The following is a 12,678-nucleotide window of genomic DNA, read 5'->3' on the forward strand; positions in this document are numbered from 1 at the left end:
TCCCAGCGTGCATAACGGAGAGTCGCTTAAATGCGCATGGGCATGACGACATACTTGAACTGGTCGTCGTCGGGCGATGTGATAAGCGCCGATGCATTGACATCGGGCTGGACCGACCAAGTGATGGCGTCGGTCTTCACATTGGCCAGGACGTCCAGCAAGTAACTGACGTTGAAGCCCACATCCAGCGGCTCGTGGGCGTAATCGATGTCCAGTTCTTCCAAAGCCTCTTCCTGCTCGGCATTGGTCGACGAGATGCGCAGTTGGTTATCGGATAACTGCAGCCGCACGCCCTTGAGCTTATCGGTGGTAAGAATGGCAGCCCGCTGCAGGCTGCCTTGCAGCGCTTCGCGATTGATGGAAAAGTGGCGCGTATAGTTGTTGGGTATGACGCGGGTAAAGTCGGGGAACTTGCCTTCGACCAGCTTGGAGACAAGCTCGACATCGCCGAAGCGAAAGCGGATCTGGCCGGCCGCCACGTCGATGGAGACTTCGTCGTCGGTTTCAGACAACAGCCGCTGCATCTCGAGTACGGTTTTACGGGGCACGATGACATCGTGCCGGCTGCTGATGCCTTCGACCGCCGTACCGCTGTGGGCAAGCCGGTGGCCGTCTGTGGCAACGGCGCGTACAAAGCCGGGCTCGAACACAAACAACAGGCCATTCAGGTAGTAGCGTATGTCTTGTTGGGCCATGGCAAAGTGCACCATGTTGAACAAGTGCTTCAATGTTTTTTGCGGCAGCGAGAACGAGACATCCCATTGCTCGGGCTGAGCCAGCGTGGGGAACTCGGCGGCGCCCATGGTCTGTAGCGCGAAGCGGCTTTTGCCGGCCTGCACCGACAGCTTGGCGCTGGCCAGGCCCAGCTTGATGTCGCCGGTATCGGGCAAGGCGCGCAAGATGTCCAGCAACTTGCGCGCGGCAACTGTGGTCGACTCGTTGTCATCGCCGATGCCGAACTGGGCATGGGTGGTGATCTGCACTTCCAGGTCGGTCGCGATGAAGGCCACGTTGGCGCCTTCTTTGCGCAGCAGGATGTTGGCCAGGATGGGAAGCGTGTTCCGTCTTTCAACAATGCCGGCTACTGTCGATAACGGCTTGAGCAATGCATCACGAGTCGCTTGTACAAGTTGCATGGTTATCCTTTTAAGGTTTGTTCTAATACGTGTAGTGCATGGTTAAGCTCGGTCTGCTTGGACCTCGCGTCGGCGATTTTACGTACTGCGTGCAGCACGGTGGTGTGATCCCGCCCCCCGAACAGATCGCCAATTTCAGGCAGGCTTTTCTGCGTGAGCTCTTTGGCCAAATACATGGCAACCTGGCGCGGCATGGCGATATTGGCGGGGCGACGCTTGGAATACATGTCGGCCACCTTGATCTTGTAGAAGTCGGCCACCGTTTTCTGGATGTTCTCGACAGTGATCTGGCCGTTGGATACCGACAGCAAGTCTTTCAGGGCGTCCTTGCATACGTCCACGGTCAACACTTCCCGACCATGAAAACGCGCATACGCGGACACCTTGCGCAACGCGCCTTCAAGCTCGCGCACGTTGCTGCGCAGATGCTTGGCAATAAAGAAGGCGACCTCTTCCGGCATGGTCACGCCTTCGGTTTCTGCCTTGTGCAGCAGTATTGCCACGCGCATTTCCAGCTCGGGCGGCTCGATGGCCACCGTCAGGCCAGAGTCGAAGCGGGAAATCAGGCGGCTATCGATGTTGGACAGTTCTTTGGGGTAGGTATCGGAGGTAATGATGATTTGCTTGCGCTGCGCCACCATGGCTTCAAAAGCATAGAAGAACTCTTCCTGGGTACGGTTCTTGCCCGCGAAAAACTGGATGTCGTCGATCAGTAGCAAGTCCAGCGAATGGTAATAGCGCTTGAACTCGTCAAAGGCCTTGCGTTGGTAGGCCTTGACCACGTCCGAGACGTACTGATCGGCATGCACATACCGAACGCGTGTGCCATTGCCGTTGGCCAGCAAAGCATTACCGATGGCATGGATAAGATGGGTTTTACCCAGGCCCACGCCACCATATAGAAAGAGGGGGTTGTACGAAACGCCGGGATTTTCAGCCACCTGCAAGGCGGCAGCGCGCGCCAGTTGATTGGCCTTCCCGGTTACGAAGTTGCCAAAGGTCAGGTCGGTATTAAGCCGCGACCGATCGTGGGCGAGTTCAGCCGCTACAGAGCTGGCTGCCAAGGGTGGTGCCGGCGCTTTCGCCGACGCATCGGGCTGCGCTCCGTTGCCTGCCTTTGGGGGCAAGGGCAGGCGACCCGCAGGCGCGGTGCGCGTGGCGGTACCGCTGGCCAATTCAAAGGCCACTTGCACCGGACGCTCGAACCACTCGGTTGCCAGGACTTCGATTTGATGGGAAAAGTTCTTGCGCACCCAGTCGAGCTTGAAACGATTGGGCGCAGACACCCGCAGTACCGCTTGCGCTTCGTCGAAGGCAAGTGGAACCAGGGGTCGTATCCATGCACTGATTTGTTGCGGAGGAAGGTCTTGCTCCAGGCGTTGGACGCAAGTCTGCCAAAATTCTTTCATGTCCACCACTTTGGTAAACCTCGATTCTACCCTGTCGGGCCCATAGTTATCCACAAGGCAGGCTACAACATACCGCTAGTATTAGCGCTAAGCATTTGACTAAGCACCCAAAATTTGATGAAATGGCGGGCTGACCCCTTAAAAAATTGAATAACCCCCAACGTCGAATGCTGCTTCTAGGGGCCACGCACCGTTTAAAACGCGAGCCGTAGCCACGGGGGCATAGACGAAGCTCTTTATTTTGGATTTTCCATGAAACGCACTTTCCAGCCTTCAGTTACCCGACGCAAGCGCACCCATGGCTTTCGCGTACGCATGAAAACGCGTGGTGGCCGTGCTGTCATCAATGCGCGCCGCGCCAAGGGCCGCAAGCAACTGGCCGTTTAAGCCAGCGCTTGCTGGCACTGGCTGGCAGCAACATGGCTAGTGCAACCGCTGCTGCCGCGCCGGCTACGTTTCCCGCAACGGCTCGCCTGCACCGCCCCTCCGAATACGCCTCTGCCTTAAAGGGTAAGCGGATTGCAAGAGGGGCGTTGTTCGTTGTAAGCACGCCACGCATCTCTGCCTTATCGCAACAACCCGACCAGGCGCGGCTTGGCCTTATTATTGCCAAGCGCTTTGCGGCCGATTCGGTCACGCGCAACGCCATAAAGCGGGTCATACGCGAAGCCTTTCGCCATAAGCGGCATCTATTGCCTCCAGCCGACCTGGTGTTCCGGCTACATAGTAAAGTGGCGCCAACGTCGCTGACGCAATTAAAAAAACAGGTACGCGCCGAAGCGGACCTGTTGCTGGATCGAGCAGCATCATGATCAAAAAAATCCTGATCGCACCCATACGTTGCTATCAGTATTTTCTTAGTCCCTGGGTGGGCCGCAGTTGCCGTTTTACGCCGACATGTTCGGATTACGCCATCGAAGCCATCGAAACTCACGGAGCGGTAAAGGGCCTGTGGCTGGGAGCGAAGCGCATTGCGCGCTGCCAGCCATGGTGTGCGGGCGGATACGATCCCGTCCCGACGCCCACCCACAAGCACCGATAGGGCAGGCCCTCCCGCCCCCGGTTTGTTGCATTTTTCCGGCTTATCCTGCAAGGGACCGAGCTACGTTAAACTGTTGGGCTTTTGCCCCGCTTTAACTCAAATACAGGCGCTATGGATATCCGACGCACCGTCCTCTGGATGATTTTCTCCCTCTCGCTCTTGCTGTTGTGGAACAACTGGCAAGTGCATAACGGCAAGCCCTCGCTATTTGGCGGCCCAACAGCGACGGAACCGGCAGAGCCAGCTACGTCTACGGCCGCGCCAGCCGACGCCACCGTTCCAACGGCTAGCGCCCCGGCCACCACCCCCAGCGCGCCCGCTGCCGATGGCAATGTTCCCGAGACCGGAACAGCCGCTGCGCCGACAACATCAGAGAAAATCAACGTCGCCACCGACGTCTACAAACTGACCTTCGATACGCTGGGGGCACAACTGGTGAAGGCCGAGCTGGTGAACTACACCGCACCGGGCTCGGACACCGAACCCATGGTGTTGCTGGACAACTCCAACAGCTCGTTCTATGTGGCTCAAACAGGCATCATCGGTGCGCCCGCAGGGCTAAGCTTTCCCACGCATCTGACGCCTTATCGCCTGGTGGCTTCCACTAGCGAAGCCGATGGCTCGCGCAAAATTTCCTTCGAAGCGCAGTCGGGCGACGTCAAGGTCGTCAAGACCTATACCGTGCACGAGGGCCGCTACGACATCGACGTTGACCACCAGATCACCAACATGGGTAGCGAGCCAGTATCGCCATCGGTATACCTGCAACTGGTGCGCGATGGCAACGATCCGTCCGACTCCTCGTTTTTCTACAATACCTTTACCGGCCCGGCACTGTATTCAACAGAAGAAAACTTCCAGAAGATTTCCTTTTCGGATATCGACAAGGGCAAGGCCTCTTACGTGAAGCAAGCCGATAATGGTTGGGTCGGCATCGTGCAACACTACTTTGCGGCCGCGTGGGTCCCGCCGGCAGGCAAGCCGCGGACAAACGAAGTCTTGCGCGTGTCGAACAACGTATACGCCATACGCACTATCGAAGCGATTGGCGCCATACCCCCGGGCGAGAGCACCACGATCCACGCCGATCTGTGGGTGGGCCCGCAAGACCAGCAAGCCATGAGCGACCTGGCACCTGGGCTGGACCTGGTCGTCGACTATGGCTTCCTGACCATCATCTCCAAGCCCTTGTTCAAGCTGATGACCTGGCTGCATGCGGCGCTGGGCAACTGGGGCTGGACCATCGTGGCGCTTACGCTGCTGATCAAGTTGGTGTTCTATCCGCTATCGGCTGCCAGCTACCGTTCGATGGCCAAAATGAAACAGGTCACGCCTCGCCTGCAGGCCCTGCGCGAGAAGTTCGGCGGCGATAAAGCCAAGTTGAACGCCGCCATGATGGAAATGTACCGCACCGAAAAAATCAATCCGTTGGGAGGCTGCTTGCCCATGGTGGTACAGATTCCCGTCTTCATTGCGCTGTATTGGGTGCTGCTGGGCAGCGTGGAGATGCGCGGCGCGCCCTGGATACTCTGGATCCACGACTTGTCAGTGCGCGATCCGTGGTTCATTTTGCCCGCCTTCATGATGGCCACGATGTTCCTGCAGATCAAGCTGAACCCCACGCCACCCGATCCCACCCAGGCCAAGATCATGATGGTGATGCCGCTGGTATTCGGCGGGATGATGTTCTTCTTCCCGGCTGGCCTGGTCTTGTACTGGTGCGTCAATAACGCGGTCTCCATCGCACAACAGCGCTACATCATGTATCGCCTGGACAAGGAAACCGTAGCGGCTCGCCGCTAAGGACCAAGCACCACGGCTTGATGCAAACGCCCCCTCGTGGGGCGTTTTTTATGCGCCACTGGGTAATTCCTGATGGCAAAAGGTTTAAGCCTAATGTAACTTCATAAACCCTGGCACGATTTGCCAAGGAGCCAATATTGAATAACTTTGAATTCCGCACTGTCCCCTGCGTAGTGATGGAGGCCGGCATCACCAACCGGCTGGGCCAGGTGCTGCGCGACCGCTATACCGGGACGCAAGTTTGCCTGGTCACCGACCACTACCTACATACCTGCGGTGTACTGGATCAAGCCCTGGCCAGCATGGCGGCAGCCGGCTGGCAGGTACAGGTAATCGATGACGTTGTGGCCGACCCGCCCGAACACGTGGTGCTAGAGGCCGCCCGACAAGCTCGGGCCGTTGGGGCCGACCTGGTGGTTGGCCTGGGCGGCGGCTCGTCCATGGACGTTGCCAAGCTCCTGGCGGTCTTGCTGGGCAGCGACCAGCCACTGACCGACATGTATGGCATCGGCAAGGTCACCGGTGGGCGCCTGCCCCTGGTTCAAATACCCACCACCGCCGGTACCGGCTCGGAAGTCACTCCGGTTTCCATCGTCACCACCGGGGAGACCACGAAATCCGGGGTGGTATCGCCCACGCTGTACGCCGATTTGGCCATCCTGGATGCCACGCTGACCCTCGGGCTACCCAGCCGATCCACCGCGGCAACAGGCATCGACGCCATGGTCCATGCCATCGAAGCCTACACCAGCAAGAAACTCAAGAATCCCATTTCCGACATGCTGGCCATCAAGGCATTGCAACTGCTGTCGACCAACATATTGACTGCCTGCCGCGACGGCCAGAACCTCGCTGCCCGCGAGGCCATGCTGTTGGGCGCAATGCTCGCTGGCCAGGCTTTCGCCAACGCACCGGTGGCCGCCGTCCATGCGCTGGCCTACCCCATAGGCGGCATCTTCCATGTGCCCCACGGCCTGTCCAACGCCTTGGTGTTGCCTCATGTATTGCGCTTCAACGCAGCAGCAGCCGCGCCGCTGTATGCGCAGCTTGCCGAGGTAATGGTTCCCGGGTGCGCCGGTAGCGACGAAGCCCGTACGATCACCCTGATATCAACACTGGAAGACATTGCCGAAGCAACAGGCATCGAACGACAACTGCGCCAGGTCGGGGTACAAGAATCTGACCTGCGCCGCATGGCTCAAGACGCCATGAAGCAAACACGCTTGTTGGGCAATAACCCGCGCGAAGTCCACGAAGACGACGCCTACGACATTTACGCTGCGGCGCTCTAAGGCCACAAAGCGCGATCACCGGGCAGGCGCTTGGTAAACTGCGTGCAACCTTCATCCACGCTGTTTATCAACGCCCCAGCCTCATGACATTGCGCTCCCACGACCCGATCATCGCCATTGCCACTGCCCCGGGCCGCGGCGGTATCGGCATCGTCAGAATTTCAGGCAATAGCCTCCAGCCTTTGTTGGCAAGGTTGTTTTCCATGGAACTGAAAGCACGCCATGCCCATTACCTGCCTTTTGAAGATAATGAGGGCAAGGTCATCGATGCCGGCATAGCACTGTACTTTCCCGGCCCCAATTCCTATACGGGCGAAGATGTGCTCGAGCTGCAAGGGCATGGCGGACCCGCGGTCCTGCGGCGTTTACTGGCGCATTGCCTGCAAACGGGTCGCGATCTCGGCCTGCGCCATGCCGAGCCTGGCGAGTTCACGCAACGCGCCTTTCTTAACGAGCGGCTAGACCTCGCCCAAGCCGAAGCGGTGGCTGATCTGATCGACGCCTCATCCGAAGCGGCCGCGCGTAGCGCCATGGCGTCCTTGAGCGGTGACTTTTCCAACCGCATCAATGCCCTGGCTGAACGCATTATCCGCTTGCGCATGCTGGTAGAAGCGACACTGGACTTTCCTGAAGAAGAGATCGACTTCCTCGAGAAGTACCAGGCCCGGGAAGGCTTGGCGGCCATTCGCCACGATGTGCAAGCCTTGTGCGCGCAAGCGCGCCAAGGCATGATTCTGCGCGACGGCTTGCACGTCGTACTTGCCGGCCAACCCAATGTCGGAAAATCCAGCCTGCTTAATGCGCTGGCCGGCGACGATATCGCCATCGTCACACCTATAGCCGGCACCACCCGCGACAAAGTCATACAGCAGATCCATATCGAAGGCGTACCCCTGCACATCGTCGACACCGCCGGTCTGCGCGAAACCGAAGATGCAGTAGAAAGCATCGGCATCGCGCGCACATGGGGCGAAATCGAGAAAGCCGACCTGATTGCCCATCTGCACGATGCCCGCCTGCCTAATGATGCGCTGGACAGCGCCATAACCGGTCGGCTGCCAGCGCGTACACCCATCCTGCAGGTGTTCAACAAGATCGACTTGCTCGAAGATGCTGCGCGCGCCCAGCTACTGTCGTCAGCGGCCGAATCCATCGGTATCTCGGCCAAGACCGGCGAAGGGCTGGATGTACTGCGGGCACGCTTGTTGGCTATTGCGGGTTGGAACCCCGGCGCCGAATCACCCTGGCTGGCAAGAGCTCGCCATCTGGACGCTCTGACCAATACAGAGTCGCACCTGCAGGCCGCTGACGAACATGCCAGCCGTAACGATCAAGTATTGGATCTGTTTGCAGAAGAGCTGCGCCTGGCACATGAACAGCTCAGTGCCATTACCGGCCAGTTCACCAGCGACGATTTACTGGGCGAAATCTTTTCCAGCTTTTGTATTGGCAAATAGCTTGTTATTCCGCATTGGCAGCCTGCATCAGGCACATGGACAGCTTGTCGAAATGCTTTAGTGCCGCCGGCGTAAGCGCTATTTGCTTGCGCCGCGCATCTTCAGTGTCGGCCAAGCGGATCCAGCCCTTCTCCCGCATGGACTTCAACCTTCCATGTATGGTCGCCGGCGAACCAAGCGCCTCCATGGCCATGACATCCCGAACCGATAAGCGACTGGGTTGCTGCGCCTTGCGCGCCACCAATGCCAATATGCGCTCTTCCAAAGGGTCCAAAGTAGGCAAGGCGGGCAACCCTCTTACAGCCTCCACCAAATTCAAGAACCGAAGATAAACATCCGCCGGGCGCGTCTTGTCAGTCATAAGGTTATGATCCCGCTGGTACACGTGAGTGCGTCGTTTCTCATAGGACGATAGGCATGAAGCCCCAGTTTGGATTGCAATTGGCCATGACGGCAACCACTGTCGTCACCTTTTTGTTCATGCTGATCTTGAACGAGTGGATATTTACGCGCTCTGAATTCGTGCGCGGCATCAATTGGATCTACCTGCCGGCGGGCGCAAGGTTGCTATGCACACTGCTCTTTGGTGGGGCCGGTGCCATTGGCATATTGATTGCATCATGGCTGACATGCGTGTTCTATTTTTTCCCGGATGATTTTATCAGGTCGGCCGTAGGTAGCGTCATTTCCGCCGGAGCCCCTTACCTGACTTATCTCTTTGCGCGACGCTACCTGGGCCTGCGAGGCTCGCTTAGCAATTTGACCACCGGGCCGCTGCTGATATGTGTCTTTGCCTTTGCCATCGCTAACTCGGGTATGCATCATTTGTGGTTCTTGATGGAGGGCAGGCCTGCAAACTGGAGCGGAGCCCTGGTGATGTTGATTGGTGACCTCAATGGCAGTTTGCTGGTCTTGTATGCCATAAAGCTTGCGCTGTATTGCAAGGCGGCCCGTAAGCCTGCCTAGGCTGACTTTTGCAGGGCGGCGGGAAAATCGTCGTATACATCCAGCGCATCCTGTAAGCGCTTGCGCAGCAAAAGCACTTGCTCGCCACGGTGTGGTCCCACTGACATAGCCAGCTCTTGCATGTGCTGTCCCATGATCTTCAGTTGCTCTCGTTCTTCGGTCGAGTAAGACACCATTGCGCTAGTGCCCAACACCTGATTATTTGATTCTATTACTTTGATCATGGCCAGCCAGAACCCCAGTTGCACTTCTATGTGCTGCCGCAGTTCGGGGCTCCAGGAGTCTTCCAGTGAATCGCCTGCGACCGGCGTAGTCTTGTGTCCCATCGCTAACCTTCTTTATAAATGCTTGTTTGTTATAGATTGTATAACGGATGTGCCTGTGGATAAGCACGGGGCTAGCGGCGGGGGATAAGCTGTGGAAGGAACGAGAACAACAGCGGCCCGGCAAGCAGGCCGAAATGTTATCCAGATTAGATCCACAGGAATAAGCTTGGCTATGCACAAGGTCATAATTCTGCGTAGCCTTAGCCAGCAAGGGCTACAAGACTTATCCCTGTTATCCACAGACACCCATTATCAGTAGTCTTTATATATATAAAAGAATGAACAACAACTGATAGCGAAGCAGCGACGGTCCTTCCACAGTAGGAAAAGCAGATGCTCTGCGGTACAATTGCATTTGTGTCTGAAGCAAACCACTCAATGAAAACATCCACCGCAGGTGCTGCCCAAGCGCTTATACAAACTCGCATCATTCGTGCGGTAGCAAGCTCGACGGCAATCGAAACAGGGCAGCCTGTCAAAGACCTGGAAGCGCTGCTCAAGATGCAGTCCAGCAAGTTCCAGCAACTTAGCCTGGCCCCTGTTACTCCGTAACAAGCCCTTGGTACGGACGCAGCGCTTGCTGCACCCATAGTTTCATCGATTCGTAATTGCGGCCCAGACCTTGCTGTATGGCCAACACGTAGCCCTTCCTGCCCGACTCCCAACTACTGTAGTCCAGCGGCCCATGGCCAGCCTGAGTGGCCATCACGTCTGCCAGCAATCGGCTTATTCTTCCGTTGCCTTCCCGAAAAGGGTGCATGAGAATAAATTCCACATGCGTCACCGCAATAGCTTCTATCAACTGGCCGGCATCGAAGCCCGTACACGGCGTCAGACCCTGCAAACACGTTCGGTCGAACTCTTCCATCAGGCGAGGCAACTGCGTGGCAGGCGCGAACGGAAAACCGTCCTTGGCCATGTTCACCGTCCGAACATGCCCTGCCCAGGCGTAGACGTTACCCAGCCAGCGCCGATGCCATTGTTGCAAGATGCCCGCCGAGATTCTTCCTTGGGGCAAATCGTGTTGCAGCACCGCGTCGTAAAGCTTTCTTAGCAACACAAGTTCTGCTTCGTCCATGTCTGCGGGCTCGACGATGCCTAGCTTGTTGGCCAGCACTCTGCCTCCAGAACCTGGCTGTAGCTGTCCTTGCGACCCGTAGACCTCGTAGCGAGTACTCATACCGCCATCCTGTACAAATTATTACAAAATTTCGGGCTACTTCAGGTTTGCCGCTCGCCGCAGTCAGCCTGTGGATAAGCTCTATGAGAGCTGGATGTGTATAGGGTGTGGACGGTGCATGCACAAGTAGCCGATAACGATCGCGCCAAGAAGTTGTCCCGATTCCACCCACTGACACAAGCTGTGTTATCCACTGGTCGAAATCCTATGCAAGTTATTGATTCTAAACATTAATATCAGGTTATTCTATTTATCCACAGACACCCATTATTAGTCATCTTCATAAATATAAAGAACATGTATAACTGCAATGATCACCGGCCAGCTAAGCCCTCATCACAAAAAAAATACAGGGCTATACTGCGTTTGGTTCCTCAGCAAGCAAGAAAAAGGCCCGAGTCAGCGGGCCTGGGTCTTAGTCTAGATTTTTGCTAACCGAGCAATAGCGGTGTCCAGAGTGTCGTCTCGTTTGGCAAAGCAGAATCGAATCAGCTGATGGTTGGATCGATCTGCCGCAGCGTCTTGGTAGAAAGCCGAAACGGGGATGACCCCTACCCCATGTTCCGTGGTCATCCATCGTGCGAAGTCCGCTTCGGGCATATCGGAGATCGCGCTGTAATCGGCCAACAGGAAAAAGCTGCCTTGTGTCTGCAAAGGCTTAAATCGGGTGCCGGCAAGGCCTGCTACAAGCCGGTCCCGTTTTTGTTGATAGAAGCTGGACAGCGCTAAATGCGCCCTGGAGTTTTTCATGTAGTTAGCCAGGCCGACCTGCATCGGAGAGTTCACGGTAAACACCATGAATTGATGTACTTTTCTTATTTCAGCAGTCATGGCTGCAGGAGCACAGCAGTACCCGACTTTCCATCCGGTGGCGTTATAGGTCTTGCCGAAGGACGAAATCACGATAGACCTGGCGGACAAGGCGGGCCGGGTGGCCAAGCTTAAATGCTGTTGGCCATCGAAGACGATATGTTCGTAAACCTCATCACCCAGGAGAAAAATACCGGTGTTTTGCACAATATCTTCCAAGGCATCCAGATCGCTTTCCTGCATATTGATTCCCGTAGGGTTATGCGGGAAATTCAAGATAAGCAGTTTGCTGCGATCTGTAATGGCATCACGCACGGCTTGCCAGTCGATGGAATAACGAGGGACTTGTTCCGTAGGGGCTTGCATGGCAACAACTACCGGCCTGCCTCCAGCAAGCTCGATAGCCGGCAGGTACAGGTCGTAGCAAGGCTCGATTACCACCACCTCATCACCCTCGTGCACAAAGGCAAGGATGCTGGCCATCAGGGCTTCCGTAGCGCCACTCGTAACCGTCACTTCCTGGTTGGGATCATATAGTCGGCCATACAGCTCTTTAACCTTGAGCGATATCTCGTTGCGAAGCTCCGGCACACCCGCCATCGGCGGATACTGATTATGGCTTTCCATCATGGCTTGACTTACCTTCGTCATTAGATCGATGTCGGGGTCAAAGTCGGGGAAGCCTTGTCCAAGGTTAATAGCCTTGTGGTCATTGGCCAATTGGCTCATGACAGTAAATATGGTGGTGCCCACATTTGGAAGCTTGGATATAAGTCGCATATATTCTTCTGCTATTGAAGGGTTGGGATTCTGATAACGCCATAATAAGTTGCTTAATGGCCTGACGACTAAATACCACATTGGGGTAAATAAGTATTTGATAAGTCAATACGTCGTGGTTATGCTCACACCTGAATTTTGTTTATTTTTAGGACGTTAAGCATCATGGCTCAAAAGGGCAAAGTAAAGTGGTTCAACGCTGACAAGGGTTTTGGCTTTATTACTCCAGACGAAGGTGGTACCGACGTATTCGCACACTTCTCCGCCATTGAGGGCCGCGGGTATCGCAGCCTGAATGAAGGTCAGGAAGTAGAGTTTGAAGTGAAGGACGGACCCAAGGGGCCGCAGGCGGCCGAGATCCGACCGCTGTAAACCAGCACTGACGTACCGAACATATAACAGCGCCCCGGCTCCATGCCGGGGCGTTGCATTTTTAGGCCTGGTTTGTTCAAAATCTATACACCGTTTATCCACAGG

15 protein-coding genes are annotated in these 12,678 nt (G+C 56.2%); 9 read left to right on the forward strand and 6 right to left on the reverse strand.

Going from position 1 to position 12,678, the window contains the following annotated elements:
• Nucleotides 1-26: 26 nt before the first annotated feature.
• Nucleotides 27-1,136: a DNA polymerase III subunit beta gene (dnaN, locus tag CKA81_RS14340; RefSeq protein WP_128355901.1), complete on the reverse strand. Its 1,110-nt coding sequence runs from the start codon at nt 1,134-1,136 to the stop codon at nt 27-29.
• 2 nt (nt 1,137-1,138) lie between these two features.
• A complete protein-coding gene (dnaA, locus tag CKA81_RS14345; protein ID WP_128355902.1) occupies nt 1,139-2,545 on the reverse strand; it encodes a chromosomal replication initiator protein DnaA in 1,407 nt (468 codons plus the stop codon).
• A 252-nt stretch (nt 2,546-2,797) separates the two neighbouring features.
• Between dnaA and rpmH the strand changes: the two genes are divergently transcribed.
• The 6 genes from rpmH to mnmE all read left to right on the forward strand — a co-directional run bounded on the left by rpmH (nt 2,798) and on the right by mnmE (nt 8,139).
• Nucleotides 2,798-2,932: a 50S ribosomal protein L34 gene (gene rpmH, locus CKA81_RS14350; protein ID WP_128355903.1), complete on the forward strand. Its 135-nt coding sequence runs from the start codon at nt 2,798-2,800 to the stop codon at nt 2,930-2,932.
• A gap of 32 nt (nt 2,933-2,964) precedes the next feature.
• Complete coding sequence (gene rnpA, locus CKA81_RS14355; RefSeq protein WP_128355904.1) at nt 2,965-3,357, forward strand: ribonuclease P protein component; 393 nt, start codon at nt 2,965-2,967, stop codon at nt 3,355-3,357.
• Entirely contained in the window at nt 3,354-3,587 is a 234-nt protein-coding gene (gene yidD / locus CKA81_RS14360; protein WP_128355905.1) for a membrane protein insertion efficiency factor YidD, read from the forward strand. The genes rnpA and yidD overlap by 4 nt, the downstream gene beginning before the upstream one ends.
• Nucleotides 3,588-3,698: 111 nt before the next feature.
• Nucleotides 3,699-5,390, forward strand: coding sequence for a membrane protein insertase YidC (gene yidC, locus CKA81_RS14365; RefSeq protein WP_128355906.1), 1,692 nt, complete (start codon nt 3,699-3,701; stop codon nt 5,388-5,390).
• Nucleotides 5,391-5,527: 137 nt separating this feature from the next.
• Nucleotides 5,528-6,682, forward strand: a complete 1,155-nt coding sequence (locus CKA81_RS14370) for an iron-containing alcohol dehydrogenase (RefSeq protein ID WP_128355907.1) — start codon at nt 5,528-5,530, stop codon at nt 6,680-6,682.
• A gap of 89 nt (nt 6,683-6,771) precedes the next feature.
• Nucleotides 6,772-8,139, forward strand: a complete 1,368-nt coding sequence (gene mnmE, locus CKA81_RS14375; protein WP_128356827.1) for a tRNA uridine-5-carboxymethylaminomethyl(34) synthesis GTPase MnmE — start codon at nt 6,772-6,774, stop codon at nt 8,137-8,139.
• Between the two features lie 4 nt (nt 8,140-8,143).
• Here mnmE and CKA81_RS14380 read toward each other — a convergent pair whose 3' ends face one another.
• Nucleotides 8,144-8,500: a helix-turn-helix domain-containing protein gene (locus CKA81_RS14380; RefSeq protein ID WP_128355908.1), complete on the reverse strand. Its 357-nt coding sequence runs from the start codon at nt 8,498-8,500 to the stop codon at nt 8,144-8,146.
• Nucleotides 8,501-8,556: 56 nt separating this feature from the next.
• On the opposite strand from CKA81_RS14380, the gene CKA81_RS14385 reads away from it, so the two are divergent.
• A complete protein-coding gene (locus CKA81_RS14385; RefSeq protein ID WP_228255731.1) occupies nt 8,557-9,105 on the forward strand; it encodes a hypothetical protein in 549 nt (182 codons plus the stop codon).
• Here CKA81_RS14385 and CKA81_RS14390 read toward each other — a convergent pair.
• The gene (locus CKA81_RS14390; RefSeq protein WP_128355909.1) at nt 9,102-9,431 is read right to left on the reverse strand and encodes a hypothetical protein; all 330 of its coding nucleotides are present in this window, start codon (nt 9,429-9,431) and stop codon (nt 9,102-9,104) included. The genes CKA81_RS14385 and CKA81_RS14390 overlap by 4 nt on opposite strands.
• Nucleotides 9,432-9,809: 378 nt before the next feature.
• Between CKA81_RS14390 and CKA81_RS17120 the strand changes: the two genes are divergently transcribed.
• Nucleotides 9,810-9,983, forward strand: a complete 174-nt coding sequence (locus CKA81_RS17120) for a hypothetical protein (protein ID WP_164878415.1) — start codon at nt 9,810-9,812, stop codon at nt 9,981-9,983.
• Here CKA81_RS17120 and CKA81_RS14395 read toward each other — a convergent pair.
• Together CKA81_RS14395 and CKA81_RS14400 are read right to left on the reverse strand one after the other, a co-directional pair.
• Nucleotides 9,973-10,611 (reverse strand): Fic/DOC family protein, encoded by a 639-nt coding sequence (locus tag CKA81_RS14395; protein WP_128355910.1) that lies wholly within the window; start codon nt 10,609-10,611, stop codon nt 9,973-9,975. The genes CKA81_RS17120 and CKA81_RS14395 overlap by 11 nt on opposite strands.
• 420 nt (nt 10,612-11,031) lie before the next feature.
• Entirely contained in the window at nt 11,032-12,201 is a 1,170-nt protein-coding gene (locus tag CKA81_RS14400; RefSeq protein WP_128356831.1) for a methionine aminotransferase, read from the reverse strand.
• 165 nt (nt 12,202-12,366) lie between these two features.
• On the opposite strand from CKA81_RS14400, the gene CKA81_RS14405 reads away from it, so the two are divergent.
• Nucleotides 12,367-12,573 (forward strand): cold-shock protein, encoded by a 207-nt coding sequence (locus CKA81_RS14405; protein ID WP_128355911.1) that lies wholly within the window; start codon nt 12,367-12,369, stop codon nt 12,571-12,573.
• Nucleotides 12,574-12,678: the final 105 nt, after the last annotated feature.

Origin of the sequence: Pollutimonas thiosulfatoxidans, assembly GCF_004022565.1 — a bacterium.
GTDB classification, from domain to species: domain Bacteria; phylum Pseudomonadota; class Gammaproteobacteria; order Burkholderiales; family Burkholderiaceae_B; genus Pusillimonas_D; species Pusillimonas_D thiosulfatoxidans.